The 25,766-nt window shown below is 34.3% G+C and carries 22 protein-coding genes and 1 riboswitch; of the genes, 4 read left to right on the top strand and 18 right to left on the bottom strand.

The annotated features are described in order from the left end of the window. Window positions 1-11: 11 nt before the first annotated feature. The 3 genes from ACQKNC_RS13725 (at window position 12) to ACQKNC_RS13715 (ending at window position 4,092) form a co-directional block, all read left to right on the top strand. Window positions 12-1,526, top strand: a complete 1,515-nt coding sequence (locus ACQKNC_RS13725; RefSeq protein WP_427425389.1) for a hypothetical protein — start codon at window positions 12-14, stop codon at window positions 1,524-1,526. Between the two features lie 89 nt (window positions 1,527-1,615). Then, complete coding sequence (locus ACQKNC_RS13720; protein ID WP_427425388.1) at window positions 1,616-2,299, top strand: response regulator transcription factor; 684 nt, start codon at window positions 1,616-1,618, stop codon at window positions 2,297-2,299. After that, window positions 2,299-4,092 (top strand): sensor histidine kinase, encoded by a 1,794-nt coding sequence (locus ACQKNC_RS13715; protein WP_427425387.1) that lies wholly within the window; start codon window positions 2,299-2,301, stop codon window positions 4,090-4,092. Before ACQKNC_RS13720 ends, ACQKNC_RS13715 begins: the two co-directional genes overlap by 1 nt. Before the next feature lie 175 nt (window positions 4,093-4,267). Here ACQKNC_RS13715 and ACQKNC_RS13710 read toward each other — a convergent pair whose 3' ends face one another. From ACQKNC_RS13710 to ACQKNC_RS13680, 7 genes are all read right to left on the bottom strand, one after another. Beyond that, entirely contained in the window at window positions 4,268-4,729 is a 462-nt protein-coding gene (locus tag ACQKNC_RS13710; protein WP_427425386.1) for an ANTAR domain-containing response regulator, read from the bottom strand. Window positions 4,730-4,760: 31 nt separating this feature from the next. After that, on the bottom strand, window positions 4,761-5,618 hold the full coding sequence (gene eutC / locus ACQKNC_RS13705; protein ID WP_427425385.1) for an ethanolamine ammonia-lyase subunit EutC: 858 nt from the start codon (window positions 5,616-5,618) through the stop codon (window positions 4,761-4,763). A 15-nt stretch (window positions 5,619-5,633) separates the two neighbouring features. Continuing rightward, complete coding sequence (locus tag ACQKNC_RS13700) at window positions 5,634-6,995, bottom strand: ethanolamine ammonia-lyase subunit EutB (RefSeq protein WP_427425384.1); 1,362 nt, start codon at window positions 6,993-6,995, stop codon at window positions 5,634-5,636. Window positions 6,996-7,246: 251 nt separating this feature from the next. Further along, on the bottom strand, window positions 7,247-8,329 hold the full coding sequence (locus ACQKNC_RS13695; RefSeq protein ID WP_427425383.1) for a sensor histidine kinase: 1,083 nt from the start codon (window positions 8,327-8,329) through the stop codon (window positions 7,247-7,249). A 249-nt stretch (window positions 8,330-8,578) separates the two neighbouring features. Then, window positions 8,579-10,288, bottom strand: a complete 1,710-nt coding sequence (locus ACQKNC_RS13690; RefSeq protein ID WP_427425382.1) for a methyl-accepting chemotaxis protein — start codon at window positions 10,286-10,288, stop codon at window positions 8,579-8,581. Between the two features lie 962 nt (window positions 10,289-11,250). Next, window positions 11,251-11,646, bottom strand: a complete 396-nt coding sequence (locus ACQKNC_RS13685) for a VOC family protein (RefSeq protein WP_427425381.1) — start codon at window positions 11,644-11,646, stop codon at window positions 11,251-11,253. Between the two features lie 358 nt (window positions 11,647-12,004). After that, a complete protein-coding gene (locus ACQKNC_RS13680) occupies window positions 12,005-12,889 on the bottom strand; it encodes a LysR family transcriptional regulator (protein WP_427425380.1) in 885 nt (294 codons plus the stop codon). A gap of 454 nt (window positions 12,890-13,343) precedes the next feature. On the opposite strand from ACQKNC_RS13680, the gene ACQKNC_RS13675 reads away from it, so the two are divergent. Then, on the top strand, window positions 13,344-14,111 hold the full coding sequence (locus ACQKNC_RS13675) for a sulfite exporter TauE/SafE family protein (RefSeq protein ID WP_427425379.1): 768 nt from the start codon (window positions 13,344-13,346) through the stop codon (window positions 14,109-14,111). Between the two features lie 210 nt (window positions 14,112-14,321). On the opposite strand, the gene dut is transcribed toward ACQKNC_RS13675, so the two are convergent. From dut to ACQKNC_RS13620, 11 genes are all read right to left on the bottom strand, one after another. Beyond that, a complete protein-coding gene (gene dut, locus ACQKNC_RS13670; protein WP_427425378.1) occupies window positions 14,322-14,759 on the bottom strand; it encodes a dUTP diphosphatase in 438 nt (145 codons plus the stop codon). An 11-nt stretch (window positions 14,760-14,770) separates the two neighbouring features. Further along, the gene (gene nrdF / locus ACQKNC_RS13665) at window positions 14,771-15,739 is read right to left on the bottom strand and encodes a class 1b ribonucleoside-diphosphate reductase subunit beta (RefSeq protein WP_427425377.1); all 969 of its coding nucleotides are present in this window, start codon (window positions 15,737-15,739) and stop codon (window positions 14,771-14,773) included. Then, a complete protein-coding gene (gene nrdE / locus ACQKNC_RS13660) occupies window positions 15,727-17,820 on the bottom strand; it encodes a class 1b ribonucleoside-diphosphate reductase subunit alpha (RefSeq protein ID WP_427425376.1) in 2,094 nt (697 codons plus the stop codon). The genes nrdF and nrdE overlap by 13 nt, the downstream gene beginning before the upstream one ends. After that, the gene (nrdI, locus tag ACQKNC_RS13655) at window positions 17,817-18,176 is read right to left on the bottom strand and encodes a class Ib ribonucleoside-diphosphate reductase assembly flavoprotein NrdI (RefSeq protein ID WP_427425375.1); all 360 of its coding nucleotides are present in this window, start codon (window positions 18,174-18,176) and stop codon (window positions 17,817-17,819) included. The genes nrdE and nrdI overlap by 4 nt, the downstream gene beginning before the upstream one ends. Beyond that, complete coding sequence (locus ACQKNC_RS13650; RefSeq protein ID WP_427425374.1) at window positions 18,173-18,397, bottom strand: glutaredoxin family protein; 225 nt, start codon at window positions 18,395-18,397, stop codon at window positions 18,173-18,175. The genes nrdI and ACQKNC_RS13650 overlap by 4 nt, the downstream gene beginning before the upstream one ends. A gap of 119 nt (window positions 18,398-18,516) precedes the next feature. Next, window positions 18,517-18,694: riboswitch (cobalamin riboswitch) on the bottom strand. 866 nt (window positions 18,695-19,560) lie between these two features. Next, window positions 19,561-19,773: a hypothetical protein gene (locus ACQKNC_RS13645; RefSeq protein WP_427425373.1), complete on the bottom strand. Its 213-nt coding sequence runs from the start codon at window positions 19,771-19,773 to the stop codon at window positions 19,561-19,563. Window positions 19,774-20,229: 456 nt separating this feature from the next. Then, window positions 20,230-21,708 carry an Lsa family ABC-F type ribosomal protection protein gene (locus tag ACQKNC_RS13640; protein ID WP_427425372.1) on the bottom strand — a complete coding sequence of 493 codons (1,479 nt, stop codon included), beginning with the start codon at window positions 21,706-21,708 and terminating at the stop codon, window positions 20,230-20,232. A gap of 497 nt (window positions 21,709-22,205) precedes the next feature. Next, on the bottom strand, window positions 22,206-22,586 hold the full coding sequence (locus tag ACQKNC_RS13635; RefSeq protein ID WP_427425371.1) for a GntR family transcriptional regulator: 381 nt from the start codon (window positions 22,584-22,586) through the stop codon (window positions 22,206-22,208). Further along, window positions 22,583-24,178: a hypothetical protein gene (locus tag ACQKNC_RS13630; RefSeq protein ID WP_427425370.1), complete on the bottom strand. Its 1,596-nt coding sequence runs from the start codon at window positions 24,176-24,178 to the stop codon at window positions 22,583-22,585. Before ACQKNC_RS13630 ends, ACQKNC_RS13635 begins: the two co-directional genes overlap by 4 nt. Next, the gene (locus ACQKNC_RS13625; RefSeq protein WP_427425369.1) at window positions 24,168-24,869 is read right to left on the bottom strand and encodes an ABC transporter ATP-binding protein; all 702 of its coding nucleotides are present in this window, start codon (window positions 24,867-24,869) and stop codon (window positions 24,168-24,170) included. The genes ACQKNC_RS13630 and ACQKNC_RS13625 overlap by 11 nt, the downstream gene beginning before the upstream one ends. A 116-nt stretch (window positions 24,870-24,985) precedes the next feature. After that, complete coding sequence (locus ACQKNC_RS13620; protein ID WP_427425368.1) at window positions 24,986-25,765, bottom strand: ABC transporter permease; 780 nt, start codon at window positions 25,763-25,765, stop codon at window positions 24,986-24,988. Window position 25,766 lies beyond the last annotated feature (1 nt).

The raw sequence follows: 25,766 nt of genomic DNA, 5'->3' as shown, positions 1-25,766 counted from the left end.
GGATGATAATTATGTTAAAAACAGTACGTTTATTGTTCATGATTTTGATCATAACGATATTGACAGCATGCAGCAACAATAATCAAGAAACGACCGAAAAGCCGGTTGAAGAATCCCAGAAGTCGAACGAAGAAACGTTGGACAGCAACCCTATTGAAAATAGTAAAAAAATTAGAGAAATAACACCTGAATTAGTGAAAGATATTAAAAAGATTTTGATAGACGATGCAAGCAAGCTATGGCCATCGTTCAATAATGAGGATAAGCAAATATTATTGTTGAATCCTTCTAACAAAATGGCCTATTTAATTAACAACCAGAAAACCGATATTGGACCTAAAGACGAAGTGATCGAATACAGTACGGATTCCATTAAGGATACCCAATTGTTGGTCATGCCCTTCCAACTCACGACATTCAACGATCACCCTACCTATGTATTTAACCTTGAATTTGCGTCAGACATAATTTCTGGCGCAGATGAGAACGCATATGAAATTGTGTTTAAGTTTATTGTGCATGAAGGAATTCATATTCTGCTTCAGTCAGGAGAATCTGTGGAAGGTCTTGGTACAAGAGCTGAAACATATCCCGAAGATATCGAAAGTAGATATTATCGAAATGAAATGTACCAATACCTAAAAAAAGCAATTGAATCTAAGAATAAAGATGAAAAAATCGATCAGATTCAACAAGCGGTATATTTTTATGAATTTTATTTAAATAGTAACAAGAAGAATAAGGAGCAAGATGGCTATGATAATATGGAAGGAATGGCTACTTATCTAGAGTCAAAAGCATATCAGATGATTAAACATCCAGAGGCATCTGTAAAAGAATTAAATGAGTTGACTGCACAAAATATTATAGATAATTTTATTCCAGCTGATCAAGATCAAGAAGAAGTACTCTTGATGAAGGGCCGAGAATTTTATGATATCGGAGCTTTAGCAATTGCTTCTGCAGTTGAATTAAACCTTAATGACAAAACAATATTAACAGCTTCTCCTTTAGGATTGTTGAAATCCGAATTTGGTGGCAAAAAAGCTGAAGAGCATCAAAATATAAAAAAAGCTAACGAAGATTATTACAATTCTTATAATAGTAAGCTAAAATCTTATGTAGATGATATAGTATCCAAACAGAAGGATAACCAGTATGTAGCAGTCAGAATCCCTGTGACAATCCAAAACTCCTCAGCTATGTATGAGGAAATGATAGTGGAATATCAATATAAAGGGAATCCGGCAGAAATACAGACTACGACAAGAGAAATTATCCTTTCAGATACTCGGATAAAACTTAACAAAATGAAATCTCTTTTCACAAAAGCTCCTATGGAAGATTTGGAAGATCCAACGAAGATGAATCCAAATACGATAATGGGTTACACGATTGTGTATGTTCCGAAAAAGGACATCGAATTCTCTAAGGACAAACTACTGACGATTCAAAGAGATGATATATTGATCTTTGATGCCAAGTATGAGGAAAAAAACGGAGAATATCAAATAATGATGAATTAACGAATCCATATATTTAGCAGGCATTTTTCTTCGTACGGTAAGTAATTTTACTATGAAGATTCCTGCTTTATTAAATAAGGAGATATTTAATGAAGCGAACGATTTTAATTATAGAAGATGAAATGAAAATTGCTAATATAATAGCAGACTATTTTACAATGCACGAATACAAAATCCTAATTGCGACGGATGGTAAGGTTGGTCTGCAAATGTTTGAAGAAGAAACAGTCGATTTAATTATTCTCGACATCATGCTACCAGAAATCGACGGATTCTCCGTGTGCAGAAGAATTAGAAAAAAATCAGATGTTCCTATCATCATGCTGACAGCACGTTCAGAGATAGAAGATCAGTTGATGGGCTATGAATTTAAAGTGGACGATTATATGACTAAGCCGTTCAATCCTGAGATTCTAGTAGCTAAATCTAAAGTGCTTCTTGATAGAATCTACACTGTAAAAAAAGAAGATAGAGACAAAGAAACCTTGACGCTAAAAGGAGTCACGATTAACAAACTTACACGTGAAGTATGGATAGATGGCACGTCCATTGAATTAGAGCCAAAACAATTTGATCTTTTACTATATTTGATGGAAAACAAGCATATTGTCTTATCCAGAGATCAAATATTAAATGAAGTATGGGGATATGATTATTTCGGAAATACAAGAGTAGTAGATGCGCAAGTCAAAAAACTTAGAAAAAACTTACTGCATAAAGCCTACCTAATTAAAACCATATTTGGTTTAGGGTATAAATTTGAGGTGGAATAATGCGAAAAAGAGGAATTGCCTATAAGCTTTTTTTAATTCATATTTTATTATTTGCCTCTATATTTATAATCCAAATCGTCTTTCAATCGACTTACTTCGAACCTTACTATATCAATACGAAAAAGCAAAACATGGAAGAGTTTGCTCGTACAATTGAATCAAAGATTAATAATCATGAGCCAACTGACACTATTAATCAGTACATTACACAAATTTCGGAAAATAACAATGCTATCATTTCGGTTATCGATGATCAACTTCAGCATCATTACGGTTCGTCATTAAACAATAATTACACTCAATTCGTGGTCAGAACGAAGGACAACAAGGAGTATAATATCATAGATGATTTTCTATCCATCGACTATAAAGAAATAAATGAAAAAGACATCTTCTCCATAGACGGGCTTCTAATGGATGATAAGGAATCCTTGGTCCTTCCGAAGAAAATCAAAATGGGTACTCGAGTCTTAGAGCCAACCGAGATTTCCACGATATTTTTTGAAGGATTCACTAATGATAATGACATGATGAATCAGCAGCCTAAGCCTATTACAATTGAAGGAAAAGTGATTTCTAAACCAACTGAAAGTAAATCCTTCACAGCGCAAAAGAATGTCCTCATTCAAGAAATGTTTGTCATGATGAATAGAAAAGAAGAACAAACATTCAATAATCAAATATATACGGTACGGGACACACAGACAGACATTAATAATTTGGTGTTAACTAAAAAGGTGGAAGGAACAGATTTGGTCATATTCGCCGTCACTTCTCTTCAATCTGTAGATGAGGTTATCGGGAATCTAAATCAGTACTATATTATTTTATTTGTTTTTACGATGATCATCGTTATTTTAATAGCAATAATTTTTTCCAAGACTTTATCAAAGCCTCTAGTTAAAATGAGCACTATCGCGAATCAGATTGCAAATCAAAATTTCAGTGAAAAATATATTGTTAAGTCCAAGGACGAGTTAGGACAAATGGGTAAAGCATTAAACAAAATTTCTACCAACCTAGAACAGAAAATTACGGAATTAGTCCATGCCAATGAAAAACTTGCACAAGATTATGAATTACAGTTGAAATTGAAGGAAAAAGAAAAAGAGTTTGTTGCCAACGTATCTCACGAATTAAAGACCCCTTTAACCGTAATAAACGGTTATATCAAAGGCATAAAAAACGGAGTATATGAGCAAAACGACTTGAAATATTGTGATGTTATTTTGGATGAAGTCGATCGAATGACGGAAATGGTACAAGAAATGCTTGATATTTCGAGACTTGAGTCCCCTATCTATCAGCTTACTGAAAGCACCTTTGACTTATGGCATACATTTTTAAAGGTGTACGATAAATTCAAAACAATGGCTGACGAAAAAGGATTGCAAGTTCTGTTTGAAATTGATGAGGAAGCTTATGTAAATGGGGATATAAAAAGAATCGAGCAGGTCATTACCAACTTATTTGTCAACGCTGTAAAATATACGCCAAAACATAACCGTATCAACATCAAAATAGTCTATTTAGAGGGTTTCAATAAATATATGTTCAAAATCAAAAATGAAAATATTTCCATTCCTTATGATGAAATCGAACAAATTTGGGATCCATTTTACAGAGTAGAAAAATCAAGAAGCAAAGAATTTGGTGGTTCAGGCTTAGGTTTAGCTATTGTAAAACAAATATTGGAACGTCATCACAGTAGCTTCGGCGTAAATAACACTGAAAATGGAGTCGAATTTTACTTTGACTTGAGAGCAGTTAGTACAGATTACTTGAACTACTAATCACCAACCGTTTTTCTCTTCGTCTGCTAAATAAAGATAAGTAAAGAGAAGGGGATGTTCATAATAACAGCCCCTCCATGACACTTTCGGTTTCATGGCTAGTGTATAACGAAATTAGTCGAATAATGGGTAATACTTGTTGTAACATGCTTTTATTATAGAATATTGTAAATGCCTACTGCCCATTACGTTGGCCTTTAGCTCGCTCAACCTTTCGCTTATGAATTTGCTCTTGTGTTAGTTGTAAAGATTGTTTTATCGTCTGTGTCCTCTCAGCTTGTTGAAATGCAATGATCACCGCTGGAATTAAGCTAGCTTCAGAAACGGGTTTAACTAGATAACCTAAAATATTATCTTGCCTAGACTTTTCTACAAATTCTTTTTGGCTGTATGCAGTAATCAACAGCACTGGTATATCTAGCTGACGACCAATAACCTCGCTTGCTTTTAAACCATTTAGTTTTGGCATTTCTATATCCATTAACACTAGATCTGGTTGTAACTTAAAAGCAAGTTCGATTGCTCGATCCCCATCTCCTGCTTCCCCGACTACCTCATAGCCATTGTTCCGAAGCATCATTTTTAAGTCCAGTCTGATAATTGGTTCGTCCTCAGCAACTAAAATCCGTTTTTTCATAACATCACAACCTTTCTGGACAGGGAGAATATTACATATTGTTATTCCTTTGTTGAGCAAAAGAAACTCCTGTACACTTAGCAAGAAGCATTTGTTCGATCAAATCAGATAAATAGGCACCAGCTTCAACTGAAGTTAGTCCATCTTTATGGATATTTGAAATTACCGTCCGATCGGCTTCAACTGTTTTTTCAGTAGGCCGATAAATCATGTATGCACTCAAGCTTTCATCTGTATTTAGACCTGGCCTTTCACCAATCAATGAAATGACAAGGTCACAATTAACAATAGCAGCTACTTGATCTTGCACCCATACACGTCCTCTTTTAATAAAAAACGGCTTTGCGACACTTATATTTTTTAATTTTAGCCCTTGTATTAAAGCAGGCAGTAAATCAGCTACATTGGCTTCTACCGCAGAGGAACTCAATCCATCACAAACAATAATTTGAACAGCTTTGCCTTTATCCCCGTTTTTTTCAAGATACTTAATAGACTCATCTGATAACTTTCGACCAGCATCTAAATCCATTAAATAAGATTTCATATCACTAGCTTTTGTTTCCAGCTTGTGTAAATCCATATTTTGAAGAAAATCGTCACTTACATCTCTTAATACAGCATCCTGTGCAGCTGCATGATCAATTAAAAATTGTAAATAGCTTGTCGTCAACATACGAGTTCCAGTTCGACCAATACCAATACGGGCAGGTGTAATACTTTGTGCTCGCTCAATAGATGCAGCGTTATGTGGTTCGTCTACCCCTTTTAATCGTTCTTCTGGAAAATTTATAATTTCTTCTTTATTTTGAACGGTATCGTTTTTTGGCGAATCCATGTTTTTCTTCACTTCTTCTACTACCCTTTGAATAATTTCTTGAATATCCATTTTGCGCCTCCCTCCTCAATCAAAAATTGATAAATCTCCTGCACGTTTTGTCAACCTTCCATTTTCCATTAGGCCCATATTCTCCATCCATTTTTCAAATTCCCGAAGTGGTCGTAAGCCTAGGATCTCACGCAAACTAGCATCATCGTGATAGCTTGTATCTTGATAATTCAACATGACATCATCTCCACCTGGTACTCCCATATAAAAATTCGCTCCTGCCACTGCCGTTATGATACCGGCAACTTCCTGATCATTTTGATCGGCATCCATATGATTTGTATACGTTGGAGCAATCCCCATTGGTAAGCCATGCAATTTCCCCATAAATCCGTCTTCAAGATCCGCTCTAATTAATTGGCGTCCATCATAAAGTGTCTCCGGTCCAATAAAGCCAGAAACGGTATTCACCATGAAAGGCTTCCAGTGACGTGCATAACCGTAACTTCTTGATTCAAGCGTTTGCATATCTACCCCAAAGTCAGCATTTAAAGATACTTCCGAACCCTGTCCTGTTTCAAAATACATAAAGTTTGGGCCTGTAGATGTACCATATCGAGCCATCATCTCATAGCCTTCATCAAGAATTTTTTTGGATATACCAAATGCTTCATTACCTTTTTGTGTACCTGCTAAACTTTGAAACATCAGTGCGATAGGTGCCCCCTGCTTTAAAGCTTCGATCTGTGTTGTTATATGAGCCAAAACACAATTTTGTGTTGGAATTTGCCATTTCTCAATAAATTCATGTGAAAGTGTCAAAAGTTTTTTGACGGACTCAACCGTATCCACATTCGGATTGATACCTATAACTGCATCACCTGCTCCGTAGGACAACCCTTCCTTTATTGAATACAAAATACCTTCTGGAACATCATTTGGATGGTTGGGCTGACATCGAAATGCTAAGCGGCCAGGCTCTCCAATTGTAGTATTACAATGTGCTTGATATTTCATTTTCTGCGAAGCAAGGACTAGATCAATGCTTGACATCAGCTTGGCAACAGCTGATATCATTTCACTTGTTAGTCCCCTTGAAAGTTTCAATAATTGATCCGTACCTGTACTAGATGACAAAATATAATTTCTTAATTCACCGACTGTCCAACTTTTTATATCTTTGTAAATCGTGTCGCTAATATCATCATAAATCAAGCGTGTTACTTCATCGATCTCATACGGAATAACCGGATTCTCATAAATTTCTTTCAGCTGCATCTCACTAAGTACAACTTTTGCTGCCATGCGCTCAAGCGATGATTCCGCTGCTACACGTGCCATCACATCCCCAGACTTCGCTTCACTCGCTTTTGCAAGTACCTCCCTTACCGACGAAAACGTATAATGAGTTCCTTTTACCACACAAGACAATTTCATCATTTAACACCCCTTTTTATATGTTGCAATCAAACGAAAAAAAAAAGCGCTTTCACTTATCCCTGAAGAAATTTTCTTCGGGGATAAGTGAAAGGCGCCTTTGCCTAGTTATTATTTTAATTCATTCTACACTACTATCAAATATTTTGTAAATAGTTCGAAAACAATAACAACTCTATTAACGAAACAAAGTATCAATTAAAATTGTTACTGAAGATTTATTTGGAACAGTCAGTAATATCTAGTATTAGTTAAACTTCGGTAGCTACTATCGGAAAAGTTATTGAAACTTTTGTCCCTTTGTTAGATAGAGGAAATGAAAGAACCCCTTGCAGCCTCTCTTCAACTAACATATCTACAAGCTGTAATCCTAAAGATGACATATCGCCTAAAGAAAAAGAATCACCAATTCCACATCCATCATCCGTTACTGTAATAGTAACCATTTGTTTTCGTCTCCTCAAATTTATATCAATATCCCCATAATTTTGTGAAGGAAAAGCATGCTTAATGCTATTTTGAACTAACTCATTAACAATGAGTGCAATAGCTGTTGCTTTATCTGAAGGACAGAATACCGATTCCCCTTCAACAGACACAGTAATCTGTTGGCCAGGAATAATAGACGAGGAAACTAGCAAGGTAGAAATTTGCTGTATTAAAAGGTTAATATCTGCTTCATCAATTCCACTCTTGGCCAAATAATCATGAACCAAAGCCATACTTGAAATACGGGATATACTGTCGTGAAATACTTCAGCTACTTCTTCCGATTGAGTATGTTGCATTTGTAATCGCAACAAACTGGAAATAACCTGTAAATTATTTTTAACACGATGATGGATTTCCTGAACGACAATAGCTTGAAATACACGTTGCTTGTCTCTACTATTAGTCGCTTTCATAAAGTGCTCTATATTTTTTTCGTTCTGTACTACCTGTGAGATATCTCTTTCCTTAATTAGTACCGCAATGGTCTCCCCATGCGAATCTTTTATAGGAACAATATCTTGTTGCATTATTCCGTGCTCTTCTGTAATGCCTCTTGATCCAAAAATTGGTTTCCCGGTTTTTAAACTAAATAAAACACCCGGCTCCATTTCTTCATATGCTATTTGCCCTAACATACTTTTTTTATACAAAGATGCTATAGTAGTAGGCTTTGCTTCAGCTACAACTAAAGATGCGTTATCTTCTTTCAAAAGACAATCAATAAAAATATCTGCTTGAGAAAGGTCAGCTATTATTTGAAGGTTTTGAGCCATACCTAATATAATTTCACACTTTTCATTTGATAAACTTGTCAATCGTTCTAAATCTAAAACTCCTATCATGGTATGCTCCTCCTTTCCCTAGTTTTCCAAACACTATAGCAAAAATAAAAAATGTGTACAACATGACACGAAAATATTTATCGAATTTTCAAAACGAAGGCGAATAATTAACTCTTTTAAGTTGTATAAATGTTTCAGTTTACAAAATAAAATGTAAAACGCGAGTAACCTCATAAGATATAAAACAAAAACCCGCTATCCTAAGATAACAGGCTATTTAGTCTTTACCATATGACAATACGTCATCGTTTATACTTTGAACATATTTGTTTTTTCTTGTAAGTCTTCTGCCATTTTAGAAAGTGCCGAAGTAGATGCGGTAATTTCTTGCATGGAGGCTAACTGTTCTTCTGTTGCCGCTGAAATATTTTGTGTTCCTTCTGCAGAGCTTTGGGCAATTGTATTGATTTGTTCCATGGATTCAGTCATTTGATTAACTCCTGTAACCATTTGTTCTACTGAAGAAGAGACTCCTTGTATTTGCATAGATACTTCATTAATAGCATGTTGTATTTTTTTAAAGGCTTCACCTGCGATGTTCACATTGTTAATACCTGTTACCACTTCATTTGTTGTGAAATGCATAGAGTCTAACGCTCTATTCGTTTCCGTTTGAATTCCTGTAATTAACTCAGAGATTCTCTGTGCTGACCCAGATGATTCTTCGGCCAATTTTCGCACTTCTTCTGAAACGACTGCAAAGCCCTTTCCGTGTTCTCCTGCTCTCGCCGCTTCAATTGCTGCATTTAATGCCAGTAAATTGGTTTGTGCTGCAATGCCAGTAATGACTTCAACGATTTGCCCAATCTCTGTCGAACGCTCACCTAAACCACTAATTACATTACTTAGACTACTAATAGAAGTTTGAATTGCGTTCATTTGTTGGACAGCGGTTGTAATAATGTCATTTCCATCCACTGTGATTTGATCAGCTTGTATAGCAGCCTCTGAAACGTTAGTAGAATTTTTTGCTATTGTTTGGACATCTTGTACCATTTGATTAACAACATCTGATGTATCTATAATTGTTCTAACCTGATCGTCCGTGCCGCTTGCCACCTCTAACGTAACAGACGCAATATGTTCACTAGCCTCACTTGTTTGTTCTGCACTTGCCGAAAGCTCAACCGAAAATGCAGCCATCTGTTCAGATGATTGTTTCACCTGACCAATTAAATCTCGTAATTGTGTAATCATATGACTAAATGAAGACGTTAAGACCCCTAGTTCATCCTTTGAATCATAGTCTATACTAAAATTGAATTCTCCAGCTTCGGCTCGTTGAACAGCAAATTTTAATTTTTCAACTGGGGAAATTATATATTTTCGTACACCTATAAAACCGACTGCAACAAACAAAATTCCTAATACAATTGAAATGATTAGAGAGATTGTGATACTTCTACTCGCCTCGGCTTTACTTTCCGTATTCAAAGTACTTGCATATTTTTTATTCAATTTAGTCAGCTCTAAACCTGTTGACGCAATTTTATCAAACACAGGCTTAGCACTTGAATTATAGAGATTGAATGCCTCCTCATTCTTATTAACGAGACTTAGTTTGAAAACTTGCTCCATACTTTCTTTAAAAATTGGATATTGCTGAACCAGTTCATTTATTATTTTATCCTCATCCGGTTTTAAATTGGTTGCTTTAAGTAATTGAAGATTCTTTTCATTTTCTGTAAAAGCCTTCATCACTTCATCTTTAATCTCTGTAAGTGTTGATTCATCTGTATAAATGAAAGAACGATACATGTTTGAAATAATAATTCGATTATTAATTCTATAATCAGACAAAACAATACTTGGTTCTAAACGGTCTTTAAAAATATTCTCTGTATTATTCTCCAAAGATTTCATTGAGTTATATCCAATCAATTGGATAATACCAATTGTTAAAATGGCTATAAACATTAATAGGACTAATTTTTTAAATATGGATAGATTGCGCAGCATGGTTAATACTCTCCTTCTTGATTTCAATTAATTGGTGCACATTTTAATGTAAGACAATGAATTTGTACACTTTCAAAGGTGCAAACGTACAAGTTTGTTTACTTCATGACAACATGGAGGCTAACCCGCTTGTCTCTTTTTATTCCTATGTTTTCATTATTTTTACTCGTCTCTTCGTTTTACTGATTACATACTTAAAACTAAAATAAATCCTTTAACTAAATATGCTTTTTAGCCCCTTCCTAATAACTTTGAAATCTATTTTCCATACTATTCACAATATATTTCGACAAGTTTCGTTATTTTTGAACAAAAAAACGACAAAATAATACAATTGAGTAAATAAACCTAATTTACTATGGAATTTTTTGATAAGTAGTTCTTAAGATGCGCTTTCTTTACTTTTATAAATAAATAAAGGGGAATGTCCTAAAAGTCATTTGTAGACTTTTGGGACATTCCCTCGAAAGCATTTATTATGTTTTTACTCTCTTCGAAATTCTAGCGAATACTAATCAAATACTTTGAGCTGTATTATATGGCAAAAATTAAAAGACCTGGGTTGGTTCGAGGCCACTGAAAAAGTGGTTTTTTCAATAAAACTCCAATAAAAATCTATCATTAGGATTTAGCGCTCTGGCGTTCGCTTTCCGCGGGCGAGCGACGAGCCTCCTCCTACGCTTTGCTTCGTGCGGGCTCTCGTCTGTCTCGCTTTCCCGCAGGAGTCTCACGCCGCCGCGCTAAATCCTTGCAAAGTAAAATAATCCTCATGCAAAAAAAATACTGTAAAAACATCCTATTTTAGAGTTTTTCAGTGTCCTCGTTGGTTCAGCTATAACTTTTTAGAACAAATCAAATGATAATAAGTTTTTAAAAGCTAAAAGCAATTCTTTAAGCTAGACAGGATTTTTTAAAATGCTTGTCTTGTTTGTGATTGCATACTTATTGACTTATCATGAACTCTATTTTGCATTTTTGTCGGGTTGATGAATTCCGAATATATTGCCCTCGGTATCAATATAGTAACCTTGCCACGCCATTCCCGGTAGTGCATATTTTGGCATTGCAACCCTGCCGCCATTCTCAATAATTTTAGCTTCTGTTACATCATAATTTTCCACACCCATTGTACAAGCAAATCCATTTAAAGCTTGGTTTGGTTCCGGAGAAGCACCTTGACGTTGCATTAAAGCACCATCGATTCCATGCTCGTCTTCATTACCAGTCACTGCTCCAAAGTAAGGCATTCCTGCATACTCACTCCAATCTTGAAATGACCATCCGAATACCTCTCCATAAAAATTCTTTGCACGTTCCATGTCACTTACATGAATTTCAAAATGAACTAATCTTCCCATGATATCCTCCTTGTTTTAAAGCGAACTCTTACCTGAATTAATCTGTGTTTAACTACAATTACTATAAAATATTATTATGTAGAAGGGAATTCATTTGTATGCTTTATTGACTAGATAATCCCACCTCAACACAAGAACATTTGTTCCTATTTTATCACAACGTCGTAGGTTTTGACAATCGTCGGTATCACGAATTTTTTCAGACACTCTACCGGCAATTTTCTGCATGAACAAATCTCTTTAGCTCAAATTATAGGAATCGTGGCTGTTACTTAATAAATGTTGAATACTACAAATGAAAAATTATTTTATAAAATCGAGAATAGGCATAACTAATGCTTGATTCCGATTTTTATTGTTAATTTATAGCGTTTAAATGATTTTTTAAATACTGAATAAATGGATGCTCTCCTAAATCTGATTTGCGTGTACATATAAATAAACTTTGCTGAATTTCTGCCTGTTCAACATACACCCGAGCTAGTTTCCCATTTGTTATACTTTCCGTTACACTGTAGGACGGCGCTAAAGTCATACCGTACCCTGCTTCCACTACTTTAATCGATTCATGTAAGCCCTGCATTTGAAGTCCTAATTTAGGTAATGGGCCATTTAACGTGTAAAAAACGGCCTCCAATAAATCAAGTGTCGAGCTACCTCGTTCCCGATATATAAAGTCCTCTTTCGATAATTCATCAATGGAGACAGTTTGATTGGCCAAAGAATGTGATGGATGAACAACAAACCAAAACGGGATATCTAATATTTTTTCAAACTGTAAATCAGGGTGACCAATTTTATTTTGCACGACAAAACCGAGATCTACTTCATAATTAAGAACTTGCTCTTCCACAGATTTTACATTCCCTAATGACACAAAAAATTCTATGTGAGGATTAGCAAGCTTATACGCTGCAATAATAGGCGGGAGTATATAGTTTGTTGGTATATAGGAAGAAGCAATTTGTATTTTTTCTTCCTTCGCTAAAAATTTACCGAGCTTTTCACCAATCTGTGCTTCTAAATAAAATAAACGCATTCCCTGCTCATACAAAAACTTTCCCTCAGGAGTTAATTGAATACCACGTCCTTTACCTTCAATCAATTTTGTCCCTATTTCGCTTTCTAATTTCCGAATTTGAATAGTGACAGCTGGTTGACTAAGAAGCATTTTATTCGCCGCTGCGGTAATTCCTCCTAGTTTTGCTACATTCGTAAAAATCCTTAACGCATGCAAATTCATTTCATTCACACCTTTCTATCAATCAATTTCGCCTTGGCGTAATTGTTGCTGTCGCTACGCTTTCGCACAGATAAACAATGCGTCCGGATTTTGAATTGTGCCCGGGCCTGCACGAGGGCCGACACGATGTCGGTCATTTCGGTAATGCCACAGAACGTGCCGTTTTTACCGATGCAGGTCAGTTAGCTGTTTTCGCAGGATGCGAAGGTTTTAGGCTAACATCCTTGTATTCATTCCTTTCAAAATCCGTGACATCCGCCGGAGGCTTTGGGCCAACATGATGTTGGTCACTCAGTCGTTGCCATAGGATGTGGCGTTCTTAGACTGAGTTCCTCTATTTCAGCGGATGTTAAAACACCCACTAAATAAAGATAAATTATATTTATGAATAAGCAATTATTATATATTTGTTTTATGTATTATTTAGCAGTAATTTAGGTGTAGAGGTGATTTGATGGAAATATTACTACATGAATGGTTATCAGTAAACGGTTTTATTTTATTTACAATTGGCTTACTCGCAGCAGTCATTGGTGTTCTTTTCGGCGCTGCAGGCTTTATTTTGTTACCTGCAATGTTACTTATTGGCATTCCGATTCATTCAACCATAGCTGTTAATAAATTTGCGACAGGAATTTCAGCTTTATCTAATGTCGTATCGTTTTTAATTAAAGGACATTTATCGTTAAAAAAATTTACATCTTTAATGATGATTGCTAGTTTAGGAGGTGTTTTTGGCGCATTTTTAGCCACTCTATTATCGGAACAAGTCATGAATGTTGTAGCTTGTGTAAGCTTAATTGTCGCATTTTTTATTGTACTTTGCAGTAATAAATTTATTGTAAAGTTCAAAAAAGAAACACAGGAACAACCAATTAATAAACTCATCCCGTTTGTAATTTCAATATATGACGGTGGTTTTGGACCAGGCTCAGCTCTTATGAATATAACCTATTACCTGAGAAAGCAATATATCTATATAAAAGCAGTTGAGTTAACAAGAATTATTTCTTTTTCAAGTTGTACAGGTGCCTTTCTCTTTTACTACTTTACTGGCATTGTTAATTGGGGAATCGCCATTCCTGTTTCCATTGGCTCTATCCTTGGCTCGTTCTTAGGTTTAAAGATAATTCCTTTTATCAAAACAAAATGGATTCAAGTTTTATTACCAATTATTTTTTTCTTACTGATTATTCAGGTCTTATCAGATTTATTGATATAAATCACTGTATCTGTTCCTAGACTAATTGTTGGATTTGTTGTTACACTTCGCAATCCCATCCTCATTTAATTTAATAAACAGACCAATATTGAAAGGGAAAAATTAACTACATAGGTATTAATAGAGGAATAAAAAAAGATTGAGTTCGGCACATACCAAACTCAATCCTTTGGGTCACTTCATTGAAGAATTACTTTCAAAATTTTAAACCTATTTTATACCACTCGCTCCAAATCCAGAAGTTCCACGAACAGTTTGAGATAATTCATTTACTTCTAGTAGTTGAATTGAAGGGACAAGCTGAATAACCATTTGGGCGATACGCATTGATTTTTCTACTTTAAATGTTTCTTTACCATGATTGATTAAAATAACACCGATTTCCCCTCTGTAGCCTTCATCTATTGTGCCTGGACTATTGAGAACTGTTACACTATGTTTTAATGCTAGTCCACTTCTCGGACGAATTTGAGCTTCCGTTCCTTTAGGTAATTCAATTTGTAATCCTGTTTTAATTAGTTTCGTTACTCCCGCTGGTATCTCTACTTCTTCAATAGAGTAGAGATCCATTCCAGCATCACCTGGATTGGCTTGCATAGGTAGTAATGCATCAGTGTGAATTCTTTTGATTTTTACTTCTAAGTTCATTATTTTCATCCTCAACGATTAAAATTAAATGTGTCATCTGTAATCGGTGCTACTTTTGCTTTCGCATAGGTAGAACCCTTTTGTGAAAAGAAATCATATGTGGAGCCTTCATTACGAATTCCATTCATAACAATAGGATTAACTTCTTCTTCTGGGAACATTGGATCGAAACCGACATTCATTAATGCTTTATTAGCGTTATACCGTACATAGGCTTTTACTTCAGGAGATAATCCTGTTTCCGCATAGATATCATCAGTATAATTCATTTCATTCTGATATAAATCCAGCAACAATTCATAACCCCATAATTGTAACTCTTCTTGTTTTTCTTTTGAAAATTGCTTAAATAGATTTTGAGCAAAAAATCCAACTGCTACACCATGGATTGATTCGTCGCGTAAAATAAGTGAAATAATTTCTGCACTGTTTCGTAGGAAACCTTGTCCTCCTAAGTACAGTGGGTAGAAAAAGCCTGAATAGAAAAGGAAAGATTCGAGCATAACGGACGAGAACATCGCTTTCCATAAACTCTCTGAATCGCCTTCTTCAATACCGTTATAAATATCCGCAATTTTATTTGCCTTATATTGTAGAAATTCATTTTTCTTTACCCATTCAAATAGCTCATCTATTTCTTCGTTTGTACATAGGGTAGTGAATATATAAGAATAGGATTTGGCATGTATCGCCTCAAATGCATCAAAAACGGTTAGTACAGCCTTCTCTTGTAAATCATTTGTATAAGCAGCAACACGATTCATCCCTATATTTGTCTGAACGGTATCAAGTAAGGTTAATCCTGCAAATACTTTTTTATACGTATCTTGATGTTCAAAACTTTTCCACTGTTTGATATCTTTACTTACTGCAATTTCTTCAGGAAACCAAATTTGCTTCCATTGTTGATCCCAAAATATTTGTGCAAGTTCACTCGTTGCCTTATTCCAATTGACAGCCTCATAAATTATATTTGACATGCTACACACTCCTCTAAGCTTTGTAATCTTTGACGAACATAGTAAACGGACTTAATCCCCTTTACCCATGCATAAATGTATACTTTAGCCAATTGTTCTGTTGTCCAATTGTCAGTCACATAAAGCGTCATCGAAATACCTTGGTCAACGTGTTTTTGAGAAGCTGCGTATAAATCAATTAAGTCATAAGGATCAATATCGTATGCCTCAGCATATAAATGACTGTTCTCATTTGTTAAATGAGGCATTGGATAAATTGTTCTACTATCTGCATAATCACGAACCTCTACTCGCTCTGTACATGGAGATATAGAAGCCGTACAACTACGAATATAAGAAATACTACCAGTTGGTGCAATAGCCAAACGATATGAATGGAATAAACCATATTGCATAACATCTTGCTTTAAAACTTCCCACATCTTTTTAGTAATGAGTGGAATATTTCCAAGTGCTTTTAACACAACAGGCGATAGTTCCTCTTCACTTTTATTTACATATTGATCAAAATAGCTACCTGAAGCGTAATCACTTTCCTCAAATCGATAGAAAGTTTCAGCTTTTGCTTTAGCCATCTCCATTGATGATTTGAGTGAATAAAAGTTCATCGCTTCCATAAAGCGATCCATAAAATCAATAGATTCCTTTGAGCCGTACATGATTCCCTCAGTAACAAGATGACCATGAAGATTCATGCAACCAAGCCCTACTGAATGCATTAATTTATTTGCTTTTGCAACAGATGGTACATTCTTAATGTGCGTCATTTGCGACACATTTGTTAATAAGTGCATGGCTGTATCGATTAATGTTTCGAAATCGTTTACTTTACTTGCTGCATGGATATCAATTGACCCTAAGTTACACGATACATCTAACCCATATTCATTCGGTTCATCTTGGTTAGTAATGATACTTGTTTCTTGAACTTGCAAGATTTCTGTACATAAATTTGACATTTTTACACGACCGATATTTTTGAGCGGATGCACTTTATTGACATTATCATCAAAAATTTCAAACGGATAGCCCGATTCAAATTGCGCTTTTTTAACCTCTGTATAGAGTTTACGTGCATTCAAACGTTTAATTTTACGGATATTCGGATTATCTAGAAGTTCATAGTACATATCTGATATTGAAATTTCAGACATACGTCTGCCATATTCTTTAAAAATATCGTATGGACTAAACAATACAATATCTTTATCACGTTTCATAAGATCGAAGAAAATACTTGGTATAATAATTCCTGTTGACAGTGTTGCGAGGCGAATTTTATCATCAGCATTTGGTTTTTTTGATGAAATGAAATTTTCTATGTCTGCATGGAAAATATTTAAGTAGACAACGCCCGAGCCATTTCGTTGTCCTAGTTGATTTGAATAACTGAAAGAGTTTTCCAACAGCTTCGCTACTGGGATTACACCACTTGCACGATTTAATATCTCTTTAATTGGATCACCTAAAGGGCGTAAATCCGTTAAGTTTACCCCAACTCCACCACCAAGACGTGATAGCTCCAAACAATAACCAATATTTTCGGCAATACTATTCATGGAGTCATCCATTGATAATTTAAAGCAGCTTACTAATTCGCCACGGGCTTTCTTTCCACTATTCAATGCTGTTGGTGTTGCAGGCTGATACGCTTCCATCATCGCTTCGATAGAACGCTCTGCTAGAACGGTATCCCCTTGTGCTAAATATAAAGCAATAATGACAATACGATCCTCATATTTTTCTAAAATTTCTTCCCCATCACGACTTTTCATTGCATAGCTATCGTAAAACTTGCTCGCACTCATAAAAGATGGAAAACGGAAATTATAATCATATGCTTTCTTGTACAGCTTTTTAATAAATTCCATCTCGTACATATCGATAAATGCTTTCTCATAGTAGCCCTCATCGACTAAATAGCGGATTTTTTCCTCGATATCAATAAAGTAACGTAAACGCACGTTAACATATTCTAAAAAATAGCGGCGCGTTGCTTCACGATCCTTTTCTAACTCTAGTAGACCAGTTGTACTATAACGATTCAGTACGTCATTATTAAGCTTTAAATATGTTTTCATCCCATTACCCTCGTTTCATAAAACGTTTGTATTGCTTCATAATCTGCTTGATTTCCTCTTAAATCTAGTTTCCGCACTAAGGGCACATGATAAGTAGCAGCAATTTTCTCACCGGCAGCGCCAAAAACATTATGCCCGAAATTACTATTGCCACTGGCAACTACACCCTTACAAAATTTCCTGTTGTTTTCTAAAAAACATGACACTTTTGAAGGGACATCACCTAATCCATCTGTGTAGGTGATTAAAAGGTAGGGCTCATTCAACACTAACCCATCAGAGAGTTCAATAGATTCCGCTGTTAATTTAGAAACAACATTCCGGACATTGCCTGTACGACTAGCATAAACAATCATATTGCAATCATCTCTATATGAGAAACAATCTCCTTAACATCTCCTATAAATGTTTCATTAATTTCTAAAACAGGCACACTTAAAAAACCTGCGTCAATAATTGTTTGCTTAGCTTGTTCATCGTGATCAATGTTTACAATTTCTGCTTCAAGTCCTACACGTTGTAATTCAGATTTTACCCAAAGGCATTTTGGACAGATTGTTTTCGTATAAAGTTTCATATATATCCCTCTTTTCATAAAATAAAAAAGCTATCCCTTCGAGAGAGATAGCCTAAATGGAAACGTTAAAATACAAAAAAAACACATACGTTCCCATCTCTTAATCCCCGAAGAAATGATCAATTTGTTTTATATAGGCAGGTCTCCTGGCTTTGCTTCATTCTCTGATTTCCTTCCCATGCGAATGCACAGTGGCTAATATCATCGTCAGCTTCACAGTTGCGGGGACAGCGTCGGTATTGCACCGAACTTCTCTATTAAACTACATATAGTAGTACCTTTATAAAACGAACACAATATATTGTTGTTCAATAGAACTAAGTGTACCATCCTTCAAATAAAAAGTAAATCTAGATTAGAAACTTCTTTAATATGAGATTATTCAATATTTTCTTTCACACTCTCAAAATATGATCTTAACAAATAATTAGCTGCAATAGACGACTTATTTAAAAAATTTCTAAAAAATATGAAGTTAAATATATTCGCTATTTTACATTTACCTAAATGCAGTATCTTGTTTATCAATCAGGATTATCTCATTCCATCTAATTAAGAACTCTAATTTAATGTAACACTTATGTAAAAATTAATTTCTGAGGTGAATCAAATGTATTGTAACAGTCTAATAAAACCTTAAAGTTCCATCTATTAAGTCGTAATCAACAATTAGATCAATCGTAGATACAAAGTTATTATTTGAACTCCTTACATTAAAACAGTCCATATTCCAAAGAATAATAGACTGTTTTACCACTTCAATTTTTAAATGAAATCTACCGTACAATTATTCCATTCCTACAAATAAAATAATTCCTTAAAAAATTCAGAGCTGAATTTACTTTAAACTAAGGATTATATTTTGATAATAGTTTATATAATTAATAGCAATTTTAAAAGATTATTATCTCTATTATAATCTCTAAAACTATCATAGACTCCTTTTACTTTACCATTTATTGAATTACAAAAGAAACTATGAACTTCTGGATCCTCTAATTATTCAATTTTCCATTTGTAACATATTAGAAAAAACATTTCTAATCCAGGCATTTTCTTTACTTTATTAAGCAATGTCATTCTATAGTCAAATGCCAAGTTGTTTCATTTTGCATTCCATTTAAATGTTCACTTCTTTTATATTTTTTGCATCTATAATCACTTTATAAAGTCTGATCATCATTATTACTTATTGACCCTACCAGCTCACGTTTTATATTCAAATAGGCATAAGTAATATTCTTATTATTATCCGTATTTTCTTGAATTAACTCTTTTACATAATTCTGCAATGAAATAAAATTTTCATTATATAGGTTGTTCATAATTTGCTGTCTTAACTGATTCTCATAATACGAGATTGAATGTGATGTCATCTAGTTCACTCCTATTTAGTCCATAAAAAAACATCTTTCCATTATGATTTCATGTTTTCGCAAAGCAAACTATTGCCGCAATACTGGTTGGTGTAAGTAAAATGTGTAACGGTACTAACTTCGTCCATTAGTGTTGTTTTTAACAGTTTGATTTATGCCCTCACAAAGCTTTTGTCGATCATTCTAATTATTTCTATTATCGTTGCAATGAGTATGGTCATGATGACTTCTAGTATGCTTTAAAGTTGATTAAAAATACATCACTAAACCCATTTTATACGAAAAATAAAAGAATCCATTTTGAAAAAAGATTAATCAAAATGGATTCTTCTCTAGCAGATATTTATTTTAGGTCTCCATAAAAGGTTTGATTATTTTAGCAACGTTCTTCAACTAAAGCATCAAATAGTTTAATGAGCAAATTTACTAATTATACCTTCAGTTCTTCATATTTAACTACAGAGATATAGTTTTTGTTGCAACTGTTTGTTGAAATGCCTGATCATGCTCAACAAAAACCATTGTGGGATTAAATTTTTGAATAAGCTCTTCAATCTGCATGCGCGAATAAATATCAACGAAATTTAACGGTTCGTCCCAAATATATAAATGAGCTTTTTCACATAAACTTTTGGCTATAAGCAATTTTTTCTTTTGTCCGCCGGAATAATGAGCTATATCTTTCTCAAATTGAATTCGCTCAAAATCCATCTTACGTAGGATGGATTTAAATAACGTTTCATCGATCTCATGCTCTTCGATAAAGTCCGATAATAGTCCCTTCAAATGAGAAGTATCTTGTTGGACATAGGAAATAATGAGGCCAGAACCTACATTCAGCGTGCCTGTATGCTGGATCAGATTTCCTAAAATTAGTTTTAGGATACTACTTTTTCCGCTCCCATTCTTTCCATCAAGTACAATTCGGTCACCTTGTTCAACTATAAAGCTAATTGGCTTATTCACTATTTGGTCATCATACTTAACAGACACATCCGCCAAAACAATTAATTCGTTTGACTGATATTCCAATGGTTTTAATTTTAATGACTCCGTTTTTTCCACATTTTTTAGCAGTTTTGACTTTTCCTCAATAGCTTTTTGTTGCCTTGATTGAATGTTCTTTGCTCTCTTCATCATCTTTGCCGCTTTATGTCCTACAAAACCTTTATCCAACTTAGAACCCGAATTCGTTGTCCCATTTTTGGAAGCTTCCACTTGATTAGACCAACCTGCTGAACGCTTTGAAGACTGTGTTAATCTCCCAATGTCTTTTTGTAGACGCTGATTTGTTGCCTCTTCGTGTTCCTGCTGTCTATCAAAATTTAACTTCCAAGAAGAATAGTTACCACTTTGAACTTCAATATTCGCCCTATTTATAGATAAAATATGGTCAACGCATCCATCTAAAAAGGTTCTATCATGTGAAATTAATATAAACCCTTTCTTCTTCCTTAGATAATCAGAGACCATCTTTCGTGCATCAGTGTCCAAATGATTGGTCGGCTCATCAATTAATAGAAATTGACCTTCCGTCAAAAAAAGTGCAGCAAGCAACACCTTTGTTTGTTCCCCATTTGATAATGTCTTAAATGGTCGGTACATTACCTCGGCATCGACATTTAGATAGGATATTTCACGAAGATATTCCCAATCTTCAGCTTGAGGACAAATTTCTTCAAAGATTTCATAAGTGTACTTATTTTTATCTGAAACTGGATAAGGAAAATAATTAAATTCTACAGAAGAAATGATTTTCCCGCTATACTCATAATTCCCTAATAATAAATTAAAGAATGTCGTTTTACCTCGTCCATTTCTACCAATAAACCCAAGTTTCCAATCCGTATCTATTTGAAAGTTTACACCTTCAAAAATATTGTCAAAGCTACCTGGATAAGAAAACGTTAAATCTTGAACTTTTATCATTGACATAATAATTCCTCCTTTGTATATCAACACTTTTTACTTTTTATACAAAGTCGGCACATCCATCTATTCTAAATTTCTCCGTATAAGTTTGATGGATATTAGCGACTTATACGGAGTATTACATGCGTAACAATAGTGTCTGATTCGCTCATTTCTCTCTCTCCTTTATTGATTAGATTAAAAATTTTTATGAGAGAATAAAAAATCCTCCCAATTTGTAATTGGAAGGTTTAGTCTTTCACTTATATTACATAAGTTCTTATTTGCCATTGGAGTCATGACAAGTAAAATGTAAACTGATATATAAAAATGGACAGACTAACCCTATATTTTGTAGTTTGAAGTTATTCATTTCAAATAAAAACATAGATTAGTTAATCATTTCCATCCATCAGTCCTCTCATAATTGTATATATATATTAACAATTTTTTTTATGGAATACAATTCAGTATCATCCTCACCTCAAATTAGTAAGAGATGGCTTCTATTTCTTTCTCCACTAGCGTTCAATAAAATATTTTCGCAAATTTTCATGAAACATCTTCTGTAGTTGCTGTTCGCTAATACCTAAAACATAAGCTTCACACATTATTTGCTCAACCTTTATAGAAATTTGTTGAAGGTCAGCCTCCTTTGCTTCAGCAGACTTCTTAACAATTGCTTTTGAGTTAGGTTTTATAGCGATTATTCCCTTCTTCTCAAGCTCCTTGTAGCTTTTATGAACGGTATGAAGATTAAGATTTGTTTCAGCGGCTAAATCACGAATGGAAGGCAATGGATCACCATTTTGCAAACTTCCTCTCGCTATTTCAAAAAGTAGTTGCTGGGTTAGCTGCTGATAAAAAGGAATTTTACTTCTTGGATTTATTATTACATTCAATTGTTTTCGTACCCTTTCATATTCTTTCCTTCAAAAAACATTTTGTAAATTAATGTAATTGCACATAGAGTTACAATAATCAAAATAATTACGGCAGTCATCGACGGAGAAATATTGAAAGAAAGCAAGCTAAAATGAAGAAGCCCAATGACAATCAATATCGGTAATCCATATAGCAGGCTTATTAATACTGTCGGATTTGATTTTATTGCCTCTGATGGATTAGACCATTCAAGCAATGGATGCCTTCTATCATAAAGAGGTGATAATAAATTATAAGTAATTACTAATAGTAATGTAATCAATAAATGCAGCCCCATAATAATATCACCTCTACCAAATAGCATGTAAATGATATAGCTTATTACAACCGAAATTGTGCCGATACATGATGAAGTCATAACTTTTGCTAGATAAATCTTTTGTGAATCAAATGGCAATGTCATGCTAGATGCATAGTATTTCCCCTCTCTTGAATAGGGAGTTCCGCTAATATTGTTTATACAGCTCATCAGCAAAACCATATAGACAAATAGAAAAGATTCATTGTTTACAATCCATTCGGCCTTTAAAATACTCATCTGTACGAGAATTAAAAAAATGATTGTACTAATTGGCGTTAAAACTATCCCTAAAACAGCTTGCATTTTAAAGTACGGTTCAGACTGAATAATCCAATATTCACGCTGCAAATAATTGACCCAGCTACTTTGAATATCTCTCCCCCAAACTTTAGTCGTTTTTTCTATCCTGCTGACAAGCAAGCCATGTTCATAATACTTAGACGCAATCATTTTTATCGTAGCTTTAAACAATAAATAACATAGTGCGAACAATAGGATGAAATAAATGAAACTTTTTGTAGTAGTCAATGGAAAGAGTGTCTCCACCACTGACTGTTGCATTGCAAAACGATATCCTATTTCGAGAAAATCTGAAATTGAAGATCTTAAGGATGATATTGTTGATGTATCTAATTTTGCTAAAACAATGCCGATTGAATGATAATTTTTTATTAGAAAGTACAATATTGGGCTTATTCCAATACCTACTATAAGAATCATCCTAACAAGCAAATACACAGAGGTATTAATAAATTTACTGCGAAAATGATTCAAAATGGATAATATAAATAGAAGGAACAATACAATTAATACGTTCATGACAAGTAAAAATGCAAGTGATTTTATAGCAACACCTAGTTTAAACTCTATCAGTAATATGAAAAAGGTAGGTATTGATAGAATACTTACTGCCATTATCGGTAAAGCTACAGCACTTATTATTTTCGACATCACAACCCGCTTCGCTGAAATGGGCAAATGGGCAAATATAGAAAAATCGCTTTGACTAAATACTACCGAAATTGCAAAATATGAAATCAGTAAATACGTCACACCATTTGAAAGAAGAACATTGTAAAATAAATACTCCTCTGGCGTCGCTATAAAGTAGATAATGAGCGTAAGCGTAAAATACTGAATCGCTACATAAATAAATGCAATAATTAGGAGTACTTGAATTACTGGCTGCTTTGGCTTTGCATAAAAGGATGTTAAAAAGAATTTGATTAATTGTATATTATCCTTCATTGGCTTGTTTCTCCATAAAAATAGTTTCTAAGCTCCCATCGACTAGCAAATTCTCAACACGCTCATGTAAGACAATCTTTCCATCTTTTAAAAACGAAATGGATTGACAAATTTTTTCGGCAACGTCTAATAAATGAGTGGAAAAGAGAACGGTCCCACCATTTTCAACATACTCCTTCAGACAATTTTTAAAAGCAACTACAGCAAGTGGATCCAGACCATTTAATGGTTCATCCATAATAAGGATTGGTGGACTAATTGTAAAAGCAGTAATCAACGCCATCTTATGAAGCATTCCATAAGAATACGTTCCCATTGGTTTATAAATACTTTTGTCCATACCAAAGACGCTAATAAAGCTGTGTAGTTTTTCATCTTCAGTTTTTTCATATAGTTTCAGAACAAAATGTATCCAATCAAATGCAGCTATGTTTGGAAATACATGAATCGTTTCAGGTATAAAATAAAATTGTTTTTTATAGTCGAGTGACTGCGATTTTGGCACATTATTAATCATTATTTTTCCTGAATCTTGCTCAACTAATCCAGCAAGACAATTTAATGTCGTTGTTTTACCTGCACCGTTCCCACCAACAAACCCTAGTATTTCTCCTTTTTCTATTTTTAAATCTACACCCTTTAAAACCTCATCTTGTCCATACGATTTCTGTAAATTTTGTATCGATAACAATTTCTTCACCTAATTTCTGATCAATTAATTTCGCATTCATCTCACCAACAACAGAGGTAGGAGACTTCTGTACCTGTCACTACACTTTCGGTACAGAAAATAATTTCTGAAAGAAGTTAAAATTTCTTTTTCGCAATGAAACTTTGCATGGTAATCATCATCAATAAAACTAGTAGCAGTGTTACTACAATATTGATGCCATACCAGGATCCCACTTCACCTGACATTAGAATGTTTGTTGCATACAAGCTATTACTAGCAGGATTTACAACATCTATGAATGGATGTAACCCAGCGATAAAACGACAGATTAATAGGACAACGATACTTATTAGTGCTATAAATGCAGGGCTATTAAAAAATGTACTCATCAGCGCAACAAACGTTATGATGAATAACAGCCAAACACAATAGAACGCTAAAGCCCACATAGCTTGTGTCACAGGAACAGTTGTAAATAAATACGCTGAATAGCCGTAAGATACCGCATAACCAAGAGCTATACATATAACAGCCAAAATATAATGGATGATGATTTTACTATTCAAATAAGATGATATCGATACTGGCCTAGTTAGTATAAATGCCATCATGCCATTTGCTTTTTCTCCTTGAATAATACTCATAGTGGCAACGACTAAAATAATAATGCCAAGCTGATCAAACTGTGAATATAATGTTGAGGCAAGTACCTCCTGTCCCCCCGGCTTTGCGATCGTAGGATCAATCATTATCCCTTCAACACCGCCAACCGATTGTAAAATAACAGGTAAATAATACATCAAAATCGGCTGGGTTAGCCCTAGTAAAATAAATACGATTGGGAGCCAAAGTATTTTAAATTCCCTTGCCATTTGATGTATTTCTTTTTTACTTAGTGCGATAAACGAATTCATA

It is taken from the genome of Lysinibacillus sp. NPDC094177 (genome assembly GCF_050279145.1).
Taxonomy (GTDB): Bacteria; Bacillota; Bacilli; order Bacillales_A; family Planococcaceae; genus Lysinibacillus.
Note: the sequence above shows the minus strand (reverse complement) of the source record. Positions and strands in the feature narration are given on the sequence as shown.